16 protein-coding genes and 1 tRNA gene are annotated in these 22,370 nt (G+C 73.6%); 9 read left to right on the forward strand and 8 right to left on the reverse strand.

Annotated elements, in window-relative coordinates:
• Positions 1-15: 15 nt before the first annotated feature.
• Genes ACIQBJ_RS09925 through ACIQBJ_RS09945 form a run of 5 tightly spaced genes read right to left on the reverse strand, consistent with a single transcriptional unit; the run spans position 16 to position 5,699 of the window.
• Positions 16-693 carry a TrmH family RNA methyltransferase gene (locus tag ACIQBJ_RS09925; protein ID WP_400706532.1) on the reverse strand — a complete coding sequence of 226 codons (678 nt, stop codon included), beginning with the start codon at positions 691-693 and terminating at the stop codon, positions 16-18.
• Positions 690-2,834, reverse strand: coding sequence for an FUSC family protein (locus ACIQBJ_RS09930; protein WP_400706535.1), 2,145 nt, complete (start codon positions 2,832-2,834; stop codon positions 690-692). Before ACIQBJ_RS09930 ends, ACIQBJ_RS09925 begins: the two co-directional genes overlap by 4 nt.
• Positions 2,835-2,886: 52 nt before the next feature.
• Complete coding sequence (locus ACIQBJ_RS09935) at positions 2,887-3,903, reverse strand: HTTM domain-containing protein (protein ID WP_400706538.1); 1,017 nt, start codon at positions 3,901-3,903, stop codon at positions 2,887-2,889.
• Complete coding sequence (locus ACIQBJ_RS09940) at positions 3,900-4,532, reverse strand: DUF5819 family protein (RefSeq protein ID WP_400706541.1); 633 nt, start codon at positions 4,530-4,532, stop codon at positions 3,900-3,902. Before ACIQBJ_RS09940 ends, ACIQBJ_RS09935 begins: the two co-directional genes overlap by 4 nt.
• Positions 4,533-4,577: 45 nt before the next feature.
• The gene (locus ACIQBJ_RS09945; protein ID WP_400706544.1) at positions 4,578-5,699 is read right to left on the reverse strand and encodes a rhodanese-like domain-containing protein; all 1,122 of its coding nucleotides are present in this window, start codon (positions 5,697-5,699) and stop codon (positions 4,578-4,580) included.
• 213 nt (positions 5,700-5,912) lie between these two features.
• On the opposite strand from ACIQBJ_RS09945, the gene ACIQBJ_RS09950 reads away from it, so the two are divergent.
• Complete coding sequence (locus ACIQBJ_RS09950) at positions 5,913-8,627, forward strand: SpoIIE family protein phosphatase (protein ID WP_400706547.1); 2,715 nt, start codon at positions 5,913-5,915, stop codon at positions 8,625-8,627.
• Between the two features lie 13 nt (positions 8,628-8,640).
• On the opposite strand, the gene ACIQBJ_RS09955 is transcribed toward ACIQBJ_RS09950, so the two are convergent.
• Together ACIQBJ_RS09955 and ACIQBJ_RS09960 are read right to left on the reverse strand one after the other, a co-directional pair.
• Positions 8,641-9,408 carry a hypothetical protein gene (locus tag ACIQBJ_RS09955; RefSeq protein ID WP_400706550.1) on the reverse strand — a complete coding sequence of 256 codons (768 nt, stop codon included), beginning with the start codon at positions 9,406-9,408 and terminating at the stop codon, positions 8,641-8,643.
• A gap of 237 nt (positions 9,409-9,645) precedes the next feature.
• The gene (locus tag ACIQBJ_RS09960) at positions 9,646-11,436 is read right to left on the reverse strand and encodes a phosphatidylglycerol lysyltransferase domain-containing protein (RefSeq protein WP_400706553.1); all 1,791 of its coding nucleotides are present in this window, start codon (positions 11,434-11,436) and stop codon (positions 9,646-9,648) included.
• 180 nt (positions 11,437-11,616) lie between these two features.
• Here ACIQBJ_RS09960 and ACIQBJ_RS09965 point away from each other — a divergent pair, with 180 nt between their 5' ends.
• Positions 11,617-12,288: a response regulator gene (locus ACIQBJ_RS09965; protein WP_400706556.1), complete on the forward strand. Its 672-nt coding sequence runs from the start codon at positions 11,617-11,619 to the stop codon at positions 12,286-12,288.
• The gene (locus ACIQBJ_RS09970) at positions 12,285-13,427 is read left to right on the forward strand and encodes a sensor histidine kinase (protein WP_400706559.1); all 1,143 of its coding nucleotides are present in this window, start codon (positions 12,285-12,287) and stop codon (positions 13,425-13,427) included. Before ACIQBJ_RS09965 ends, ACIQBJ_RS09970 begins: the two co-directional genes overlap by 4 nt.
• Before the next feature lie 127 nt (positions 13,428-13,554).
• On the opposite strand, the gene ACIQBJ_RS09975 is transcribed toward ACIQBJ_RS09970, so the two are convergent.
• A tRNA-Leu gene (locus ACIQBJ_RS09975) sits at positions 13,555-13,638 on the reverse strand.
• 351 nt (positions 13,639-13,989) lie between these two features.
• Here ACIQBJ_RS09975 and ACIQBJ_RS09980 point away from each other — a divergent pair.
• The 6 genes from ACIQBJ_RS09980 (at position 13,990) to pknB (ending at position 22,247) form a co-directional block, all read left to right on the forward strand.
• On the forward strand, positions 13,990-14,856 hold the full coding sequence (locus ACIQBJ_RS09980) for an FhaA domain-containing protein (RefSeq protein ID WP_400706562.1): 867 nt from the start codon (positions 13,990-13,992) through the stop codon (positions 14,854-14,856).
• Between the two features lie 12 nt (positions 14,857-14,868).
• Positions 14,869-15,393, forward strand: a complete 525-nt coding sequence (locus ACIQBJ_RS09985) for an FHA domain-containing protein (protein WP_400706565.1) — start codon at positions 14,869-14,871, stop codon at positions 15,391-15,393.
• A gap of 45 nt (positions 15,394-15,438) precedes the next feature.
• Positions 15,439-16,935: a PP2C family protein-serine/threonine phosphatase gene (locus ACIQBJ_RS09990; protein ID WP_400706568.1), complete on the forward strand. Its 1,497-nt coding sequence runs from the start codon at positions 15,439-15,441 to the stop codon at positions 16,933-16,935.
• 34 nt (positions 16,936-16,969) lie between these two features.
• Positions 16,970-18,466, forward strand: a complete 1,497-nt coding sequence (locus ACIQBJ_RS09995; protein ID WP_400706571.1) for an FtsW/RodA/SpoVE family cell cycle protein — start codon at positions 16,970-16,972, stop codon at positions 18,464-18,466.
• Positions 18,463-19,920 carry a peptidoglycan D,D-transpeptidase FtsI family protein gene (locus ACIQBJ_RS10000; protein ID WP_400706574.1) on the forward strand — a complete coding sequence of 486 codons (1,458 nt, stop codon included), beginning with the start codon at positions 18,463-18,465 and terminating at the stop codon, positions 19,918-19,920. The genes ACIQBJ_RS09995 and ACIQBJ_RS10000 overlap by 4 nt, the downstream gene beginning before the upstream one ends.
• A gap of 362 nt (positions 19,921-20,282) precedes the next feature.
• Positions 20,283-22,247 (forward strand): Stk1 family PASTA domain-containing Ser/Thr kinase, encoded by a 1,965-nt coding sequence (pknB, locus tag ACIQBJ_RS10005; RefSeq protein ID WP_400706577.1) that lies wholly within the window; start codon positions 20,283-20,285, stop codon positions 22,245-22,247.
• Positions 22,248-22,370 lie beyond the last annotated feature (123 nt).

Genomic DNA, 22,370 nt, shown 5'->3' on the forward strand with positions numbered 1-22,370 from the left:
ACCCCTGACGGCCCGTCACCCCTGCGGGAGCGCGCCCGAGGCGTGCTCCCGCACCCACGCGTGCATGGCGATCGCGGCGGCCGCGCCCGCGTTGATCGAGCGGGTGGAGCCGAACTGGGCGATCGAGCAGACCGCCGCCGAGTGCGCCCACGCCTCCTCGGTCAGCCCCGGCCCCTCCTGCCCGAACAGCAGCACGCAGCGCTCCGGCAGCGGGTAGGTCTCCAGCGGGACGGCCCCCGGCAGGTTGTCGATCCCGATGATCGGCAGCCCCCGCTCGGCCGCGTACCCGGCCAGCGAGGCCACCGAGCCGTGGTGCCGGACGTGCTGGTACCGGTCGGTGACCATCGCGCCGCGCCGGTTCCAGCGGCGCCGGCCGACGATGTGCACCTCCCCCGCCAGGAAGGCGTTGGCGGTGCGCACCACCGAGCCGATGTTGAAGTCGTGCTGCCAGTTCTCCACCGCGACGTGGAAGCCGTGCCGCCGGGTGTCCAGGTCCGCCACGATCGCCTCGTGCCGCCAGTACCGGTACCCGTCGACCACGTTGCGCCGGTCCCCGCCGGCCAGCAGCTCCGGGTCCAGCCGGGGGTCGTCGGGCCAGGGCTCGGGGTGCGGGCCGACGCCGATCTCCCGGTCGTCGGGGAGGTGTCCGTCGTCGTACTGCTCGCCCAGCTGGGGCACCGAGGTGTCGCTCACGCACCCAACGGTACGTGCTCCTCGACGGCGGCCGGCGGGCGCGTCCGGACGGCCCGCTCCAACTCGGCCAGGGCCTGCACGGCGAGCCTGGCCCCGGCCCGGAGCACGTCGATCCCGTCGTCCCGGGGCAGCGCGGCCAGCTGCCGGTCCCAGCGCCGGTGGGCGTCCCGCAGGGCGGAGAAGTCGACGTCCTGGCCGAGCAGGACCGCGGCGGCGGCGATCGCGGTGGCGTCCCGCAGCTCCTCGCCGAACGCCGCCGCCCCCGGCACCGGCGGGGCGTCCCCACCAGGGACGTGCGCCTCCAGCAGGACGGTGCAGCGGTCCAGCATGCCGACCGCGGACCGGGCCCGGTCGAACTGCTTGCGGCTCAGCTCCGGCACCTGCTCGGCGTGCCGGACCGGCTCCACCTCGGCCCGGTCCAGCGCGGCCAGCATCTCGCTGCGCGCCTCCCGGACGTCCAGCAGCGCCGGCCGCACGTCCTTCTCCGCGTGCCCGCCCGCCGGGTCGCCGTACGCGGTGAACACCGCCGCCGCGTACCGCCCCGCGGCGGCCAGCCACTCGGCCAGCCGCTCCGGCAGCCGGGCGGTCTGCCAGGTCGGGAACAGCGCGTACGCGGCGAGCGCGACGAAACCGCCGAGCAGCGTCATCACCACCCGGTCGACGGCCAGCCGGAGCGGGTCGCCGGGCTGCAGGCCGAGCAGGAACACCACGTACGAGGAGATCGCCACCGTCATCACCGCGTACCCGGTGCGCAGCGTCAGGTAGGCGAAGCCCATGCAGGTGACGGCGAGCCCGGCCAGCACCCAGTCCCCCGGGTCGAAGAGCTGCACCACGGCGGTGGCCAGCAGCACGCCGGTGGCGGTGCCGGCCACCCGGGCGACGCCCCGGCTGAAGGTCTGCGCGAAGTCCGGGCGCATCACCATCGCCGAGGTCATCGGCGCCCAGTAGCCGTGCTCGAAGCCGACCAGCCGGGCCGCCAGGTAGGCGGAGGTCACCACCGCGGACATCCGGACCGCGTGGTGCAGGATCGCCGAGTGCCGGTGCAGCTGGCGTCCGACGGTGGCCAGCGCGGCGGGCACCACCTTGACCAGCGGCGGGCGGCGCAGCCCGCCGCCGTCCGGGGTGCCGCGGGTCGGGACGGTGGTGCGGTCCTGCCGGTCGAGGCGGTCGGCGGCCCGGCCGAGCAGGCCGGACAGCCGGCGGGCGGAGCGGCGGGCGCCGCCGCGCAGCAGGTCCTCGCCCTCGCCGGGGCGGGCCAGTGCCAGCGCGGGGGTGTCCTTGGGCAGCCGGACCGGGTCGCCGGTGCGGATCGCCCGGGCCAGCGCGTCCAGCACCTCGGCGGCGGCGGCCAGCACCTCGCGGGCCCGGTCCCGTTCCGGGCCCTCCTCGGCGGCCCCGACCCGGGGGTCGGCGAGCGCGGCCAGCGCGGGCCTGATCCGCTCCGCGATGGTGCGCAGGCCGCGCAGCTCGGGCGGGCGGCGGCGGGCCTGCCGGGCGGTCAGCCGGGCGGCCTGCCGGCCGACGATGAACGGCTCCGGGTCGACCTGCGCCACCGGGTCGTGGCGCAGCCGCCGGGCGTAGTCGCCGAGTCCGGCGTAGATGTCGGCCAGCGCGTCGCGCTGGGCCCGCCAGCTGTCGATCGGCCAGACCGTGATCACCAGGGCCTGGACCGCGCCGCCGACCGAGCAGAGCAGCCCGTGCTCCACGGCGGTGGGCACCGACACCGGCAGCTGCACCACCACCAGCATCACCGCCAGGGTGTTGGCGGCGACCACCCCGGCGGTCGGCCCGATCGCCCAGGCCAGGCCCGCGCCGAAGGCCCACAGCGCGAGCAGCACCGGGAACGCGCCGGGGATGCCGACCGCGACGTAGCCGAAGAAGGTCGACAGGCCCAGCCCGGCCGCGGCCACCAGGGCGAGCGAGGCGCGCGGGCGGAACGAGCGCTGGAAGGTCGCCGTCCCGGCGATGAACGCGCCCATCGCGGCCGAGGTGGCCTGCGCGGGCCCGAACAGCCCGAGCGCCGGGAACACCACCAGCGCGGCGGCGACCGCGCCGCGCAGGGCGCGCCGCGGGTTGGTGAGCGAGCGGTCCACGGTCAGCCCGGCCTTCGCGGTGTCGCGCAGGGACGTGAACCAGGACATAACGGGAGCGTACCGACTTTTCGCCGCCCGGCTCGCCGGGCCCGACGCCCCGTCAGACCTGTTCGGCCGGTCCGGCCGGTCCGGCCGGTCCGGTCGGTTCGGCCCGCTCGGCCGGTCCGGCCCGCCGGACCCGGCCCGCCGCCGCCGTCACGGCGCGCTGCACCGCGAGCAGCGCGGCCGTCGGCACGAACACCGCGTCCGCGGAGAGCATCGCCAGCGAGAAGAACGGCAGCCCGAGCAGCACCGCGATCCCCAGGTGCTCGGCCGCCATCACCACCAGCAGCGCGTTCTTCAGCCGCCGGGCGGCCAGCGAGAACGGGAAGCCGACCTGGAGGACCACCGTGCCGTAGGTGAACAGGAAGGTCAGCAGCAGGCTCCCGGCGAGCAGCCCGGACAGCTCCGGCCAGGGCGTGAAGTAGTCCAGGTGCAGCGGGTAGTGCACGGCGGTGCCGTCCTGCCAGCGGGCGCCCTGCACCTTGTACCAGCCGGCCGTGCCGTAGACCAGCACCACCTGGCCGGCGATCACCAGCATCGCGCAGTTGTGCAGCATCGCGGCCAGCGCGTCCGCCACCGCCCGCGGCTCGCCCCACTCGGCCGGGTCCTTGCCGGGGCGCCGGGCCCGGCGCCGGGCGTCCAGCGACCAGACCGTGCCGCACCGGGTGAACACCAGGTAGATCGCCATCAGGTGGACCAGGTTGTCGCCGCCGTCGCCGACGAACACGTTGCGGTTCTGCAGCGACAGCACCGTCAGCGCGAACAGCACCGAGGAGGCCCGGGTCCGCCAGCCGAGCGCCGTCGCGGCCGCGGCGAGCAGCGCCAGCAGGTACACCGCCTCGAACCACCAGCGGCCGTCGCTCCAGGCCAGCGCGGTGAAGGCGTGGGTGTCGCCGATCAGCCGGGCGTTCAGCTCCGCCGACCACGGCGAGCGGTCCCCGTACAGCACCCGCCGGTTCGGCCACTCGCGGAGCAGGAACGCGCCCCAGGTCCCGGCCGTGCCGATCCGCACCACGGCGGCCTGGTACGGGGCCAGCGTGGTCAGCAGGCGGGGCAGCGCGGCGCGGATCGTCACAGGTTCCGCCGGTCCTCGGCGGCCACCGGCCACCAGGGCAGTTCGCGCAGGTGCACGGCGGTGTCGACCTGCTCGGTGCTCCAGGGCGGCGGGGCCACCGTCGCGGTGCCGACCCGCAGCTGCACCTGCAGCACCCGCTCGCCGCCCGGGCCGATCCGCTGCAGCGCGATCCGCTTCAGGTACTGCTCGGCGAGCCGCCCGCGGGAGCCCGCCGGGGACGGGGCGTCGCCGTCCCCGTGGGTGGAGTCGTAGAAGTCCCAGGCCCGCCGCAGCAGGTTCTGGTCGACGTGGCTGGGCGCGGGGTGGTGCCGGACCGCCGCCAGGTCCCGGGCCGTCAGGCTCTGCCAGTCCCCGGTGGTGATCCGGCCGTCCTCGGCGATGGTCTGCACCCGGGCGTCGACCGTGACGTTGCGCTGCAGCGGGTCCGGCGCGAACAGCTTCCAGTTCTGCTCGAACTCGGGGTACACCACCGCGTCGATCCCGGCCCGGTACTCCCGGGACACCGCGTTCTCCGGGGCCACGTTCAGGAAGAGCGCGCCGAGGAACACCAGGGCACCGGCCGCGAGTCCCACCCCGGCGGTCACCAGCACCACCCGGGCGGATTTCGACCAGACGCGCACGGCGGCCATCCTGCCGCACCGCCCACGCGTTCGAACAGGGGTCGGAGCTGACCGCTACAGGACGAACGGCTGCTGCCCGCCGCCACCGACCATCGGACGGCCCGCGGCCTCCCAGGCGAACATGCCGCCGTCCACGTTCACCGCGTCCCGGCCGTTGGCCACCAGGTACTGCACCACCTGGGCGGACCGGCCGCCGACCCGGCACATCACGTACAGCCGGCCCTCGGGCAGCTCGTCGAGCCGGGCCACCACCTGGCCGATCGGGATGTGCAGCGCGCCGTCCACGTGCCCGGCGTCCCACTCGTCCTGCTCGCGGACGTCGAGCAGGGCGGCGTCGGCGGGCACCGAGGCGGCGTCGGCGGTGGGCAGCTGAGCGAACATCTGGGGCGTCTCCTGAGGGGTTTCGGACGGTTCGTTCCGGCCATTGTCGGGCAGCAGCGCGGCCAGTCTCGCCTGCCGCTCGGCGGCGGTGGCCAGCAACTGCTCGGCGAGGTCCTCCAGCAGCCGCTCCGGCTCGTCCGGACGCAGCAGCAGGATCTCGCCCATCGGGGTGCGCTCCAGCCGGACCCGCTCCACGGCGAGCGCGGTGATCCGGCCGGTCAGCCACTCCAGCCGCTGGCGCAGCCAGGCCAGCCGGTCGGGGGAGTCGGCGGCGGGCGCCGAGTCCGGGGAGGTCGACCACTCCTCGGCCAGCTCGGACAGCTGCTCGGCGTCGGCCAGCGCGTACGCCTCGTTGACCCGGGCGATGAACGCCGAGCGGCGCCCCTGCTCGGCCGGGTCGGTGGTCAGGTCGGGGTGGGCCCGGCGGGCCAGCTCCCGGTAGATCCGCTGGGCGTCCTTGTCCGGGCGCACCCTCCGGGCCTGCGGCTCGCCCTCGCGCGGGCCGCGCTCGGCGGCCGGCTCGACCCGCTCCCGGGCCTCCCGGGCCCGCCGCAGGTCCTCCGGGTCGCCGCTGAGCGCCGCCACCGACTCGGCGATCAGCGCGTCCAGCTCGTCGAGTTCGGCGTACAGCGGGCCGAGCAGCTGGTGGTGGGCGAGCGCGAAGTTGTCGATCTCCACCCGCAGGGTGGCCACGTCGACGTCCAGCGTCAGCCAGGCCAACTCGGCCGCCGCGACCCGCTCCTCCAGGTCCTGCCGCTCCGGGTCCGCCCACACCTCGACGCTCGGTACGCTCACCCGGGCCACCCTACCGGGGCCCGGCGCACGGCCGACCGGGTGACGGCGGAGCGCGCCCGGGGCGTGCCCGGAGCGACACGCAACTGATACGGAGGAATCTGCCCGATTACCTACCTGAGGTCGGCATGTCCGTGCTTCATTTGAGGATGCGCGCAAGGACGCGCGCACCGGCCAGGAGGAGCAGCGAGCAGCCAAAGGGGCAGACCGATATCCATGGCGCACCAGCCCAACTCCACACCGGACCGGGCCGACGGCCCGGGCGGCCACCCCGCCGGGGTGGTGGCACTGCTGCGGGTCGCCGCCGTGCTGGTGGACCCGGACGGCCGGATCGCCCTGTGGAACCGCACCGCCGAGGAGCTGTTCGGGCACCGCGCCGAGGTCGCCCTCGGCCGCACCGCGCACGGCCTGCTGCCCGCCGTCGAACCCCGCCAGGACAGCGCCGCCCCCGCCCACCGCTGCGACGCCTTCGACACCCTCGACGACCTCGCCCTGCGCGGCCCGTGGGCCGGCGCGATGCCCGTGCACGACCGCGAGGAGCGGCTGCGGGACGTCCTCTGGTGGGCCTACCCGCTGGTCGAACCGGCCGGCCGCTCGCTGCTCGCGCTCGCCGCCGACGCCCGCCCGCTGCGCACCGCCGGCCCGCGGATCGCCCTCGGCGAGCGCCTCGTCCCGTACGCCGCCGCCCCCGCCGCGGCCCGCCCGCAGCAGGTGTCCGCCGTCCTGGCGCCGCCCGACGGCACGCCCTGCGAGGCGCTCGGCGGGCTGCTCCCGCCCGGCTCGCCGGAGCGCCGGGCCCGGCTGCTGGCCGCGATCGCCGAGGCCGGGGCGCCCGCGCTCGGGGTGGACGCGGCCACCCGGCTGCCGGTGGTGCCCTACCAGTCCTCGCCGGCCGGCCCGGCCGGCACCGCCCGGGTCGCCGCCGGCCTCGGCCGCCGCTACCCGACCCCGCAGCAGCGCGCCGCCCAGCAGCGCGAGCGGGCCGCCCACCGCCCGGTGGAGCCGCCGCCCGGCACGGGTGCCCGGGGCCCGCTCGGGGTACGGATACAGGCTGCCGGTCCCGCGGCCGCCCCGGAGGGTGCGCCGGAGCCCGGCAGCACCGTCCCAGGCCCACGCGAAGCCGCCGGCCACGGCCCGACCCCGGGAGGCCCCGCCATCGACCCCGCAGCCGCTGCCGCCCCCGAACCGACCTCCGCCCCCGTCCCCGTGCCCGCGAGCCGCCCGGGCGGCCTGGGCGGCCTGGGCGGCGTCGAGGTGATCCACGGGCTGCCCGACGACGGCGACCTGGCACTGCTCGCCTCGGTCGGCAACCAGGTCGGCACCACCCTCGACCTGGACACCACCGCCCGCGAACTGTGCGAGGTGCTGGTCCCCCGGGTCGCCGACTTCGCCTGCGTCGACCTGCTCGACAGCCTGATCTCGGACGCCGAGCTCCCGGTCGGCGCGCCCGACGACGCCACCATGCTGCGCCGGGTCGCCCGCACCTTCAACGCCGCCCAGCAGCGCTGGAACCACGTCCTGGACGAGGGCTCGCTGCTCGCGATGCCCCGCACCACCCCGCCCGGCCTGGCCCTGCAGGAGAACCGGCCGGTGCTGGTGCCGCTGATCTCCGCCGACGTCGCGGTCGACTACGCGGCCTCGCTGGGCGGCCCCGAGCTGGAGCCCGCCGTGGTGGGCCGCTCGATGCTGGTGCTGCCGCTGTCCGCCCGCGGCGCCGTCCTCGGCATCCTCAAGCTGCTGCGGCTCTCCGACCGGGCGCCGTTCACCCGCTCCGACGCCGACACCCTGAAGGAGATCGCCGCCCGCGCCGCGCTCTCGCTGGACAACGCCCGGCTGCACCGGGCCGAGTCCAAGGTCGCCACCACCCTGCAGCGCTCGATGATCCCGACCCGCCCGCCGAAGATCCCCGGCGTGCAGATCGCCCACCGCTACATGCCCGGCGACCGCAAGGCCGAGGTCGGCGGCGACTGGTTCGACGCCATCCAGCTGCCCGGCAGCCGGGTCGCCCTGGTGGTCGGCGACGTGATGGGCCACGGCCTGCACTCGGCCGCCGCGATGGGCCGCTTCCGCACCGCCATGCAGACCCTGGCCGCCCTCGACCTGCCGCCCGGCCAGCTGCTCCGCCACCTCGACAACCTGGCCCAGAAACTCGGCGACGACCACCTGGCGACCTGCCTGTACGCCGTCTACGACCCGATCAACCGCACCTGCGAACTCGCCTCCGCCGGCCACGTCCCGCCCGTCCTGGTCCACCCCGACGGCCGCGGCGAGCTGCTGGAACTGCCCTCCGGCGCCCCGATCGGCGTCGGCGGGGTGCCCTTCCTCACCAAGAAGATCGACGTCTCGGACGGCTCGATGCTGGTGCTCTGCACCGACGGCCTGGTCGAGGTCCGCGGCGGCGACATAGGAGAGGGCCTGGCGGCGCTCTGCGGCAACCTGATCGACCCCAAGCAGACCCCCGACGAGGCCTGCGACCGGGTGCTGAACACCCTGCACTCCGACGACCGGCAGGACGACATCGCGCTGCTGGTGGCCCGCTTCGACGGCGTCCCGCCGACCGAGGTCGCCACCTGGCAGCTCGGCGTCACCGAGCTGGAGGTCGGCCGGGCCCGCCGCCTGGTCCGCGACCAGCTGGCCGCCTGGCGGCTGACCGCGCTCACCGAGACGGTCGAGCTGCTGGTCTCCGAACTGGTCACCAACGCGGTCCGGGTGGCCAGGGCCGAGGTCCAGCTCCAGCTGATCCGGGTCGACAAGCTGCTGGTCGAGGTCAGCGACGACAACCACAACCTGCCGTCGCTGGAGCCCGCCGAGTCGCTGTCCGAGCACGGCCGGGGCCTGAACCTGGTCAGCAAGCTGTCCGAGAAGTGGGGCACCGCCCGGAAGGCGGTCGGCAAGGTCGTCTACTTCGAGATGCCGCTGCCGCGCGGCTGAACGATTCGCCGGGTCAGGGCGTGACGGCCCTGGCCCGGCCCTGCGCGGCCACCGAGGTCGCCGCGCCGACGCCCGTCAGCACCCGCGGCCAGTAGTCCCCGAACACCTCGACCCAGACCGCGATCAGCACCGCCGTGCTCAGCGCCACCAGGTGCTCGAGACCCGCCAGGTTCGGCAGCACCACGGCCTCCGCCACCATCGCCAGCGCCACCGCCCCGCCCGTCCACCAGGCCCGGCAGCGGAACGCCACCACCACGGCCAGCGCCACCACCGCCGCCGAGGGACCGGTGTCGCGCACGTGCGCCACCCAGCGCGGGAAGCCCAGGAAGTGGTGCGGGCCCAGCGCCACCGCGACCCGGGCGAACAGCGTGCCCGCCAGGGTGCAGGCGTAGGCGACCACCAGGGTCAGCCGCCGCCCCAGCACGATCTCGGCGATCCCGAACACCAGGAACACCTGCGCCAGCGCACCCCACACCGGCAGGTCCAGGGCCGGCACGTACAGCGACAGCGGCGTCCGCAGCAGCGACACGTCCAACGGCAGGGCCGCCTTGACCACCCCGATGTCGGAGACCAGCCGGTCCCCGCCCGGCAGGTGCTGGACGATCGAGAACAGCAGGACCAGCGCGGTCGCCCCGGTCGCCAGCGGCACCGCGGCGAACTTCCGCCGCACCAGCCGGTCCTTCACCGTGCCGAACAGCGCCCCCCACTCGGCGACCGCGGCCCGGCGGAATACCGCCCACAGCCCCGACCGCACGCCCCCCGCGTGGGTGATCTGCTTCACGACCCGCTCTCCCGTCCCGAATCCGCCCGAATCCGGGCGGACATCCTTCACGCGTTCTTCTACGCCTCGTCTCCGACCCTACGCATCGGATTAATCAACAGCATCAACTTAGAAGTCCGGACGAGTCATACCGGAGTCTGATGTCCGGGCCCGCTCCGCCCCCCGGCGGAGGGACCACCCCCCTCCCCAGGTCCCATCGGGCCCCGGGGAAGTCGTGATTCCGTTCCTCGGCCGTGACTAGCCGCCGCTGCCGTGCCGGCGGCGGAACAGCGCCGGCATGCTCGGCACCGTGATGAACCCCTCGGCGCGGGCCGAGGCGAGGCCGATCCGCGGAATCTCGCTGCTCTTCTCGAAGAGCAGATAACGCGGCTCCCAGATCGGCCGGTATTTCGCATTCGCCCGGTAGAGGGACTCGATCTGCCACCAGCGCGAGAAGAAACCCAGCACCGAGCGCCACAACCGCAGCACCGGACCGGCGCCCAGCTTGGAACCGCGCTCGAAAACCGACCGGAACATCGCGAAGTTCAGCGACACCCGTTCCAGTTCGACCTCCTTCGCCCGCTGCAGGAGTTCGATCACCATGAACTCCATCAGGCCGTTCTCGCTGTCCCGGTCGCGCCGCATCAGGTCCAGCGACAGGCCGTGCGCGCCCCACGGGACGAAGCTCAGCAGCGCCCGCAGCTCGCCCTCCCCGTCGAAGCACTCCAGCATCACGCAGCGCCCGTCGCCCGGGTCGCCGAGCCGGCCCAGCGCCATCGAGAAGCCGCGCTCGGTCGCGCCGTCCCGCCAGTGGTCGGCCTTCGCCACCAGCTCGGCCATCTCGCTCTCGGGGATCTCCTCGTGCCGCCGGATGCGCACCGTGTACCCGGCCCGCTTGACCCGGTTGTACGCCTGCCGGACCACCCGCATCGCCCGGCCGTCCAGCGAGAACTCGTCCAGCTCGACGATCGCCTCGTCGCCCAGCTCCAGCGCGTCCAGGCCGTGCCGGGCGTAGATCACCCCGGCCTCCTCGGAGGCGCCCATCACGGCCGGCACCCAGGCGTGCTCGCGGGCCTCGGTCAGCCAGGCCTCGATCGCCCCCGGCCAGGCCTCCGGGTCGCCGATCGGGTCGCCGGAGGCCAGCGTCACGCCGCCCACCACCCGGTACGCCACCGCCGCCTTGCCGGACGGCGAGAACACCACCGCCTTGTCCCGGCGGAGCGCGAAGTACCCCAGCGAGTCCCGCTCGCCCTGCCGGTCCAGCAGCTCGCGCAGCTTCGCCTCGTCCTCGTCGCTCTGCAGCTCCTCGCCGCGCGGCGAGCGGAACGCCACGTAGACCACGGCGAGGAACAGCACCGCGCTCATCGCGTTGATCACCGCGTTCACCCAGGTCGGCACGGAGACCACGTCGGCGATCCGGTCGGACGGCGCCAGGGTGATCATCCGGTGCACCGCGTAGCTGAACCGGTTGCCGAAGTCCGCCCCGGAGGCGGTGTTGGTCAGCTGCACCAGCAGCGAGCCGATCAGGCCGCCCAGCAGCAGGCCGCCCAACCCCGCGGCCACCGCCGTCTTCGGGTTCGAGCGGTCGCCCTTGGAGGTGAACTCCTTCCGGGACACCAGCAGCGCCAGCAGGAACAGCCCGGTCAGCACCACCGAGAAGTAGTTCCACGGGTGCGAGGCGTAGCGGTCGCCGAAGCCGAGCAGCAGCACGAAGCCGACGAAGGTCAGACCCGCCAGCCCCGTGTTGAAGATCCACGCGGCCCGCTTGCGCCGGCGCATCGCCACCGCCAGGAACAGCGACAGCAGCACCGAGGTCAGGCCGGCCGTCATCAGGTAGGGGGTGAAGAACTCACCCTCGTTGTGGCGCTGGACCTGGTCCCGGAACGGCACCAGCAGCACCGCCACCAGGTTCAGCAGGGCCATCAGGCGCAGGTACCAGACCGTCGAGGCGGCGGCCCTCGGCCGCCACCTCGCCAGCGGGCCTGGTTCCTCGCCCCGGGTGGGGGACACGGCCGAGCCAGCCGTCTTCACAGTGGACACAGCAACCATTCCAGACGATCGATCATCGGGGCGCATCCGCTCGCGGTCGCGCGCACTCCGCCCCGATTTCCATGGTTGCCCAGCGAAGATGAGAATTGCGTGAATCCGGTAGCGGATTCCCACCCCCGCCGATCGGCGGGGGTACGAGGAAGGCACCGGGGCCGAAACCGCCCTCACCAGGGGAGAGACATGCCGCCGATCCGGGTCCTGATCGTGGACGACGAAGTACTGGTCCGCTCCGGACTCGGCCTCATCGTCGGCTCCGCACCCGACCTGGAGGTCGTCGGCGACTGCTCCGGCGGCCAGGCCGAGGAACTGACCGGGGCGCTCGCCCCGCAGGTGGTGCTGCTCGACGTCCGGATGCCCGACCTCGACGGCATCAGCGTCCTGCGCCGACTGCGCGCGCTGCCCGACCCGCCCGTCGTCGCCATGCTCACCACCTTCGACACCGACGAGTACATCGGCACCGCGCTGCGGGCCGGCGCGGCCGGCTTCCTGCTCAAGGACACCGCGCCCGAGCAACTGGTGCACGCCGTCCGGGTGCTCGCCGCCGGCGGCAGCGTGCTCTCCCCCACCGTCGCCCGCACCGTGATCAGCGGCTACGTCGACGGCGGCGGCCCCGACCTCGCCGCCACCGCCCTCACCTGCCGGCTCACCGGCCGCGAGCTCGACGTGCTCGCGCTGCTCGGCGAGGGCCTCTCCAACTCCGAGATAGCGGACCGGCTGTTCCTCGGCACCGGCACCGTCAAGGACCACATCAGCGCCATCCTCGGCAAGCTCGGCGCCGCGAACCGGGTCCAGGCCGCCGTCATCGCGCACCGGGCCGGCCTGGTCCGGGACCGGCGGGACGGCGCCGAATGACCGACCAGGAGCCCGCCGCCGACCGCTGGGCCCGGCTGCGCTCCCCCCGGGTCACCCTGATCGCCCCGGTGCTGCTCGCCGCGCTGGACTCCGCCCTGGTCGCCAAGGGCTCCGCGCCCTGGCAGCTCGCGCTCTCCGCGGTCTCCGTGCTCGCCCTGCTGTGGCGCCGCCGCCACCCGCTGCCGGTGGTGCTGCTCACCCTGCCCGGGGCGTTCTTCAACGAGATCTGGCTGGCACCCGTCACCGCCGTCTACGCCGTCGCCGCCGCCTGGCCCCGGCCCCGGGTGCCGGTCGCCTGCGCCACCGCCTTCGCCCTGGTCGAGTTCTTCCACTGGCCGGTCGCCGCCGACCTGTTCGTGCTCAGCCGGGACAACGCCCTCTACGCCATCCAGTCGGTGATGCTCGGCGCCGGCCCGGCCGCGCTCGGCATGCTCGCCCGGACCCGCCGCGAACTCGCCGAACGGGTCGAGGAACTCACCGCCGGCCGCCGCCGGGAGAGCCGGCTGCTGGCCGAGCAGGTGCTCACCGCCGAACGCGCCCGGCTCGCCCGCGAGATGCACGACGTGGTCTCCCACCAGGTCAGCCTGATCTCCGTGCAGGCCGGGGCGCTCCAGGTCGCCAGCACCGACCCGGCCGCCCGGGACGGCGCCCGCACCATCCGCGAACTGTCCGTCCGCACCCTGGAGGAGCTCCGGCAGATGGTCGGCGTGCTGCGCACCTCCGGGGCCGGCCAGGGCACCCCGCTCGCCCCGCAGCCCACCCTCGCCGACCTGCCCCGGCTGATCGACGGCAGCGGCCTGCCCGTCACCCGACGGCTCGACCCGGGCCGCCGCGACTGGCCGGAGGCCGTCGAACGGGCCGCCTACCGGACCGTCCAGGAGGGCCTCACCAACATCAGCAAGCACGCCCCCGGCGCCGAGATCACCGTCCGGGTGGCCGCCCGCGGCGGCCGGCTGCACGTCGAGGTCCGCAACGGGCCGCCCAGCGGCCCCGCCCCCGCCGCCCCGCTCCCCGGCGGCGGCCACGGCCTGATCGGCCTGCGCGAGCGCGCCGTCCTGCTCGGCGGCACCTTCACCGCCGCCGCCACCTCCGACGGCGGCTTCGCCCTGCACGCCGTCCTCCCCGCCGCCGGAGCCTGACCGGCCCCGGACCGCGGCACCGCGGGGGAACCCCGCCCGGAAGGCCCGGGGGAGCCCTGGGAAGCCCTGAGAAGCCCTGGGAGAACGAGAAAGCCCCGCAGATCCGTAGATCTGCGGGGCTTCGCTGTGCGCGAGGGGGGAGTTGAACCCCCACGCCCTTTCGGGCACTGGAACCTGAATCCAGCGCGTCTGCCTATTCCGCCACCCGCGCAAGGGTGTTGTCTTCAGATGCTTGCCGCTCTTCCGACTCGTTGAGAAGCTTACCGCATCTCTCCGGGTCTTCCGTTCGGCTCCCTCTCGGGCGCCCCTTCCGACATGCAAAACATTAGCACGCCCCACGCCGTACCTGCGAATCCATTCCCCCGGGCACCCCGCACGGGCCCCGGCGGGCCGCAACCGCGGCGGAGGCGAACGAGTGATCGGACCGTCCGGCGGGTACCCCTCCGAACGCGACCTGGCCGGGGAACCGTACGGAAGGGCCGGGCGTGGATACGATCAGTACGGAAGTACCGCTATCAAGCCGACGAGCCGGCCCGACCGATGCCCTGAGAGGGGGTGCCCCGTGGGAGTCCTGAAGAAGTTCGAACAGCGACTCGAAGGTCTCGTGAACGGCACCTTCGCCAAGGTGTTCAAGTCCGAGGTCCAGCCGGTGGAGATCGCCGGAGCGCTGCAGCGCGAGTGCGACAACAACGCCAGCATCTGGAACCGCGACCGCACGGTCGTCCCGAACGACTTCATCGTCGAGCTCAGCCCGCACGACCACGAGCGGCTCAGCCCGTACGCGACCCAGCTGGGCACCGAGCTGGCCGGGATGGTGCGGGAGTACGCCGAGGCGCAGCGGTACACCTTCATGGGCCCGCTCCAGGTCGCCCTGGAGAAGGCCGACGACCTGGACACCGGCCTCTACCGGGTGCGCAGCCGCACGCTGGCCGCCGAGGAGGCCCCGGCCGCGCCGCCCGCGCCGCCGGCCGCCCCGCCCGGGTACGGCCGCCAGCCCACCCCGCCCGCCCCGGGTGCCCCCTGGCACCAGGGCGCGGCCGCCCCGTACGGCGCCCCGCCGCCCCCGGCCGCCCCGCCCGCGATGCCGTCCGCCCCGCCGAGCGCGGGCAACGTGCGCCCGTTCCCGGGCGCCGGGCACGGCGGCGCCGGGACGCGGCGCTGGGTCGAGGTGAACGGCGCCCGGCACCAGATCAGCCAGAACGCGGTGGTGCTGGGCCGCTCCACCGAGGCGGACATCCGGATCGACGACCCCGGAGTGTCCCGCAAGCACGCGGAGATCCGCCCCGGTACGCCCGCGATGGTGCTGGACCTCGGGTCCACCAACGGCATCGTGGTGGACGGACAGCACACCCAGCGCGCTACGCTCCGCGACGGCTCCCGGATCGTCCTGGGGTCGACCACCATCGTCTACCGACAGGTCGAAGGGTAGAAGCGGGCCGGTATGTCTGATCTGACCCTGACGGTCATGCGGCTGGGGTTCCTCGCCGTCCTCTGGCTGTTCGTCATCGTCGCGGTGCAGGTGATCCGCGGCGACCTGTTCAACACCAAGGCCGCCGCGCGCCCCGCCCAGCGGTCCGCCGCGCCGGCCCCCGCCGGGGCCGCCCGCCCGCCGCAGGGGCAGCCCGCCGCCGCCCAGCAGCAACAGCAGCAGCAGGCCCGGCAGCGCCGCGGCCAGCCCACCCACCTGGTGGTGACCCAGGGGTCGCTGGCCGGGACGACGGTCGCGCTGCAGGGCCAGACCATCACCCTCGGCCGGGCGCACGACTCCACCATCGTCCTCGACGACGACTACGCCTCCTCCCGCCATGCCAGGATCTACCCGGATCGGACTGGGCAGTGGACGGTGGAGGATCTAGGCTCCACCAACGGCACCTATCTGGACCGGCAGCGGCTCACCACCCCGATGCCGCTCCAGCTCGGCGTGCCGATCAGAATCGGCAGGACCGTCATCGAACTGCGGAAGTAGTCAGCGCATGAGGACCAGCTCCACCCGAAGGAGGGCCCGGACAGCATGAGTCTCGTGCTGCGCTTCGCCGCCGGCTCGCACAAGGGCCTGATCCGCGAGGGGAACGAGGACTCCGGCTACGCCGGGCCGCGGCTGCTCGCGGTGGCCGACGGCATGGGTGGGGCGGCGGCCGGCGAGGTCGCCTCCTCCGAGGTGATCGGGTCGATCGTCCGCCTCGACGAGCCGAACCCCGGCGCCGACCTGCTGAGCCTGCTCAACGAGGCGGTGCAGACCGCCAACGAGCGGCTCCGGCAGATGGTCGAGCAGGACCCGCAGCTGGAGGGCATGGGCTGCACGCTCACCGCGCTGCTCTGGGACGGCCGCCGACTGGGCCAGGTGCACATCGGCGACTCCCGCGCCTACCTGCTGCGCGACGGCCGGCTCGACCAGATCACCCAGGACCACACCTGGGTGCAGCGGCTGGTCGACGAGGGCCGGATCACCGCCGAGGAGGCCGAGACCCACCCGCAGCGCTCACTGCTGATGCGCGCCCTGGACGGCCGCGGCCAGGTCGAGCCCGACCTGTCGATCCGCGAGGTCCGGGCCGGCGACCGCTACCTGATCTGCTCCGACGGCCTGTCCGGCCCGGTCAGCCACCAGACCCTGGAGGAGACGCTCGGCAGCTACTACGCGCCCGAGCAGACCATCCAGGAGCTGATCCAGCTGGCGCTGCGCGGCGGCGGCCCGGACAACATCACCTGCATCGTCGCCGACGTGATCGACGTCGGCGCCACCGACACCCTCAGCGGCCTGGCCGTCGAGGCCCCCGTGGTGGTCGGCGCGGTCGCCGACAGCCAGCCGCACCACTTCAACGACCCGCAGCTGCTGGACACCCCGGCCGGCCGCGCCGCCGGCCTCGGCCGCGGCCCCGCCGCGCAGCCCCCGCAGGGCGCCTTCGGGCCCGCCCGGGGCTACGAGGGCGGCTACGAGCAGCAGCCCGGCTACGGCGCCCCCGCCGGCGACTTCGGGCCCCCCGAGGGCTACCCCGGGGACGGCTACGGCGCGGACGGCACCGGCGAGTTCGGCGCCGCCGCCGAGCCGTACGAGAGCACCGCCCCGCCGAGCCGGCGGAAGAAGAAGCGCGGCCTGAAGCTGACCGTGATCGGCCTGCTGGTGCTGGCGCTGCTCGGGGCCGGCGGCTTCTTCGCCCGGCAGTGGAACCAGGACCAGTACTACGTCGGCACGCAGGACGGCCACGTCGCCCTCTACCGGGGCCTGGACCAGGACCTGTTCGGTCTGAAGCTCAGCTCGGTCGACCACCAGTACCCCGAGATCGAGACCAGGTTCCTGACCGCCGACCAGCGCGACAAGCTGGCCAACGCCACCCAGGCGGGCAGCCGCGCCGACGCCGAGAAGCAGGTCGACGCCCTGCGGGCGCAGGCCGCCGTCTGCAAGAAGCTCGCCGAGTCCAAGCAGGCCCCCGTCACCGAGGGCAGCACGCCGTCCGCCCCGCCGCTGACCGAGCAGGAGCAGCAGCTCGCCGCGTCCTGCGCGGCACAGTAGGCCGCGGGCGAACCCCGGGGGGTTTCACACAGGCATGAGCACCTTCGAGCAGAGCGACTCCGCCGCGCCCGCGGGCCGGCGGCGCCGCCGCCTCACCGATCCGGTCACCGTGGACGGCGCCCCGACCCCGCGGAACACCGAACTGCTGATGCTGGTCTTCGCGGTCGCCGTCCCGATGCTGGCGTACGCCAACGTCGGGCTGGCGATGGACGACAAGCTCCCCGGCGACCTGCTGAAGTACGGGCTCGGCATGGGCGCGCTGGCGATGTTCGCGCACCTGGCGGTGCGCCGGTTCGCGCCGTACGCGGACCCGCTGCTGCTGCCGCTGGCGACGCTGCTGAACGGGCTCGGCGTGGTGATGATCTGGCGGCTCGACAAGGCCGGCAAGCTGCTCGCCAACAACTACCCGGCGGCCGGCAACCAGCTGATGTGGTCCGGGCTCGGGATCGCCTTCTTCATCGGCGTGGTGCTGCTGCTGAAGGACCACCGCATCCTGCAGCGCTACACGTACATCTCGATGGTGGTGGCGCTGGTGCTGCTCGCCGCGCCGGCCTTCTTCCCGTCCCGGGCCGAGGACTTCGGCGCGAAGATCTGGATCAGGTTCGGCTCGTTCTCGATCCAGCCCGGCGAGTTCGCCAAGATCATCCTGACGGTGTTCTTCGCCGGCTTCCTGATGGTCAAGAAGGACGCCCTGGCGCTGGCCAGCCGCAAGTTCATGGGCCTGTACCTGCCGCGCGGGCGCGACCTGGGCCCGATCATCGTGGTCTGGCTGCTGTCGATCCTGATCCTCGTCTTCGAGACCGACCTGGGCACCTCGTTCCTGTTCTTCGGCCTGTTCGTGGTGATGCTGTACGTCGCCACCGAGCGGACCAGCTGGATCGTCTTCGGTCTGCTGATGTCCTTCGGCGGCGCGGCGGTGGTGGCCACCTCCGAGCCGCACGTGAAGACCCGGATCAACGCCTGGCTGGACCCGATGGCCGCGTTCGGGCCGAACGCGCCGAAGCAGTCCTCGGAGCAGATCGGGCAGACCCTGATGTCGCTCGGCTCCGGCGGCACCGTCGGCACCGGGCTGGGGCAGGGCCGCAGCTGGCTGATCCAGTTCGCCGCGAAGAGCGACTTCATCCTCGGCTCGTTCGGCGAGGAGCTCGGCCTGACCGGCCTGATGGCGCTGTTCATGCTCTACGGGCTGGTGGTGCAGCGCGGCCTGCGGACGGCACTGGCCGCCCGCGACCCGTTCGGCAAGCTGCTGGCGGTCGGCCTGAGCTCGGCGTTCGCGCTCCAGGTGTTCGTGGTCGCGGGCGGTGTCACCGGCCTGATCCCACTGACCGGCATGACGATGCCGTTCCTGGCCCAGGGCGGTTCCTCGGTGGTGGCCAACTGGGCGCTGATCGCCGTGCTGCTGAAGATCAGCGACACCGCGCGGCGCCCGGCCGTCGAGCCCGCCGCCATCCCGGAGCCGGCCGGGTCGGACCGCCGCGGTCCGGCGGCCGACCTCGGGGCACCGGACCAGAGCAGGGGAGCGTCCTCGTGAACAAGCCGATCCGCCGGGTGTCGATCTTCTGCCTGGTCCTGATCCTCGCCCTGATGGTCCGGGTGAACTGGGTGCAGGGCGTCCAGGCCTCGGCCTGGGCGAGCAACAGCCACAACGAGCGGGTGAAGTACGACCGGTACGCCTACCCGCGCGGCAACATCATCGTCGGCGGCCAGGCCGTCACCAAGTCCGACTTCGTCAACGGCCTGCGCTACAAGTACAAGCGGGCCTGGGTGGACGGGGCGATGTACGCGCCGGTCACCGGCTACTCCTCGCAGGCCTTCGACTCCACCCAGCTGGAGAAGCTGGAGGACGGCGTGCTCTCCGGCTCGGACTCCCGGCTGTTCTTCCGGAACACCCTGGACATGCTGACCGGCAAGCCCAAGCAGGGCGGTGACGTGGTCACCACCATCGACCCGAAGGTGCAGCGGGCCGGCTTCGAGGGCCTGGGCGACAAGAAGGGCGCGGCGGTGGCGATCGACCCGCGCACCGGGGCGATCCTGGGCCTGGTCTCCACCCCGTCCTACGACCCGACCACCTTCTCCGGCGGCGCCGACTCCGACGCCAAGGCGAAGGCCGCGCTGGACGCCGACCCGAACAAGCCGCTGCTGAACCGGGCGCTGCGCGAGACCTACCCGCCCGGCTCGACCTTCAAGCTGGTCACCGCGGCGACCGCGTTCGAGTCCGGCAAGTACCAGAACCCGACCGACACCACCGACACCCCGAACCCGTACGTCCTGCCGGGCACCAGCACCGAGCTGAAGAACTCCAGCGCCACCGAGCCCTGCCAGAACGCCACCGTGCAGGACGCCATGGACCTGTCCTGCAACACGGTGTTCGGCAAGATGGGTGCCGAGCTGGGCGGCGACAAGCTGCGCGCCCAGGCCGAGAAGTTCGGCTTCAACAACGACCAGATGGACGTCCCGATCCGGGCCTCGGCCAGCTTCTTCCCGAAGGGCTCGGCGCCCGACGGCACCGCGATGGACGCGATCGGCCAGCACGACACCCGGGCCACCCCGCTGCAGATGGCCATGGTGGCGGCGGCGATCTGCAACAACGGCTCGCTGATGCAGCCGTACCTGGTCGCCCAGGAGGGCTCGGCCGGGAACGTGATCTCCACCCACACCGAGCACCAGCTGTCGCAGGCGGTGTCCCCGGCCACCGCGCAGAAGCTGCAGCAGCTGATGGAGTCGGTGGTGCAGAACGGCACCGGCAAGAACGCGAAGATCCCGGGCGTGACGGTCGGCGGCAAGACCGGCACCGCGCAGCACGGCCAGGACAACTCCGGCCTGCCGTTCGCCTGGTTCGTCTCCTACGGCAAGACCTCGGACGGCAAGCAGGTCGCGGTCGCGGTGGTGGTCGAGGACGGCGCCGCCGAGCGCAACGAGATCACCGGCGGCGGCCTGGCCGCGCCGATCGCCAAGGCGATGATGCAGGCGGCGCTGGGCAAGTAGGCACCGGTCGCATGCGTCACATTCCGGCCGCCGGTCCTCGATCGGTGGCCGGAATTGTCACAATGGGACGGTCCTGATCGGTACCGGTCTGGTCTCAGCCGCCGTCCTGCGCGGGCCCGCTCAGGTTCGCCCGGTAGCGTATCCGCCAGCAGCGGGTGTACCCGCAGCCCGAACCGCGGCCGGAACGGCCGCGGGGCCGGGGCCGTGAAACCACCGCGGCCGCGGCCGCGTCCAAGACAGAGCGTGCGGGGACACCTACGTCACATCCTCACCTGCCGGTGGGGGAGAGGGTCGGAGATATGGAAGAGCCTCGTCGTCTAGGCGGCAGGTACGAGCTCGGCGGCGTCCTCGGACGCGGTGGCATGGCCGAGGTGTACCTCGCCCACGACACCCGGCTCGGCCGTACCGTCGCGGTGAAGACCCTCCGCACGGACATGGCCCGCGACCCGTCGTTCCAGGCCCGGTTCCGCCGCGAGGCGCAGTCCGCGGCCTCGCTGAACCACCCGGCCATCGTCGCGGTCTACGACACCGGCGAGGACTACATCGACGGGATCTCCATCCCGTACATCGTCATGGAGTACGTCGAGGGCTCCACGCTGCGCGAGCTGCTGCACACCGGGCGGCGGCTGCTGCCCGAGCGCGCGCTGGAGATGACCATCGGCATCCTGCAGGCGCTGGAGTACTCGCACCGGGCCGGCATCGTGCACCGCGACATCAAGCCCGCCAACGTCATGCTGACCCGGCAGGGCAACGTCAAGGTGATGGACTTCGGCATCGCCCGCGCCATGGGCGACGCCGGCATGACGATGACCCAGACCTCCGCGGTCATCGGCACCGCCCAGTACCTCTCCCCCGAGCAGGCCAAGGGCGAGACCGTCGACGCCCGCTCCGACCTGTACTCCACCGGCTGCCTGCTGTACGAACTCCTCACCGTGCGCCCGCCGTTCATCGGCGACTCGCCGGTCGCGGTGGCCTACCAGCACGTCCGCGAGGAGGCCGCCCCGCCGTCCGCGTACGACCCGGAGATCCGCCCGGAGATCGACGCGATCGTGCTGAAGGCCCTCGCCAAGGAGCGCGACTACCGCTACCAGTCCGCCGACGAGATGCGCGACGACATCGAGCGCTTCCTCGACGGCCTGCCGGTGGCCGCCGCCCAGCAGGCCGCCTACGGCATGGGCGCGGCCGGCTACGGCTACGACCAGGGCGGCCACCAGTACGACCCGTACGGCCAGACCAACGTGCTGCCGCAGCAGGGCGGCGTCCCGACCACGATGATGCAGCCCGCCGGCGGCCAGCAGCAGGGCTACGGCGGCTACGACGACGGCCGGGGCGGCTACGACGACGACCGCGAGGAGCGCGGCAGCCGGCGGCGCGAGGACCCCCCGAAGAAGAACAACACCTCCTGGATCATCCTCGCCGTCGCGGCGGTGCTGGTCCTGGTCGGCGCCTTCTTCGTGGTGCAGGCCATGGTGAAGACCAACACCAACGCCGGCAAGGTCACGGTGCCGAACCTGGTCGGCAAGACGCTGCCCGACGCCCAGGCCGCCGCGAAGGCGCAGAACCCCGACCTGACGGTGACCGCGGGCGACCCGGTCCAGTGCCCGGACGCGAAGATCCAGAAGGACCAGGTCTGCACCCAGGAGCAGGCCGCCGGCACCGAGGTCGCCACCAAGACCAAGATCACCGTGCACCTGTCCTCCGGCCCCGCCCAGGCCGACGTCCCCGACGTCACCGGCCAGACCAAGGACGCCGCCACGGCGACCCTGAAGGGCAAGGGCTTCGACGTCGTCGTCAACTACGCCAACGACGACAAGGTCGAGCAGGACAAGGTCATCTCGCAGAACCCGACCGGCAAGGCCGCGACGGGCGCCACCGTCACCCTGAGCGTCTCCTCCGGCCAGCAGAAGGTCGCCGTCCCGAACGTGGTCGGCCAGGCCCAGGACAACGCCAGCCAGATGCTGAACGACGCCGGCTTCACCCCCGTGGTGAAGACCCAGACTGTCACCGACAGCACCAAGGTGGGCCAGGTCGTCGACCAGACCCCGAAGACCGGCCAGTTCAAGAAGGGCACCTCGGTCACCATCACGGTCGGCAAGATGGCCGACAAGGCGACCGTGCCGATCACCGCCGGCCGCACCTACAAGCAGGTCTTCGCCGACCTGCAGCAGCGCGGCCTCACCCCGCAGGTGGTGTCCGGCCCGCAGGACGAGAACGCCGTGGTGATCCAGAGCGACCCGCCGTCCGGCACCCAGGTGGACCCGTCCACCGTCATCCGGCTGTGGACCCGCCCCGGTGAGAAGACCACGCCGCCCACCGGCGGCAACTGACCGGGAGTCGGGGGGGGGGGGGGGGGGCGGCCGCGGCCCCACACAGCCCCGGCACCAGCGCGACCCGCCGCGGCGCCCACTCACCACGCGCGGGGGCCCGGCCCCCCCCCCCCCGGCCGCACA

The sequence above is a fragment of the Kitasatospora sp. NPDC088391 genome, assembly GCF_044753345.1.
Lineage (GTDB): Bacteria > Actinomycetota > Actinomycetes > Streptomycetales > Streptomycetaceae > Kitasatospora.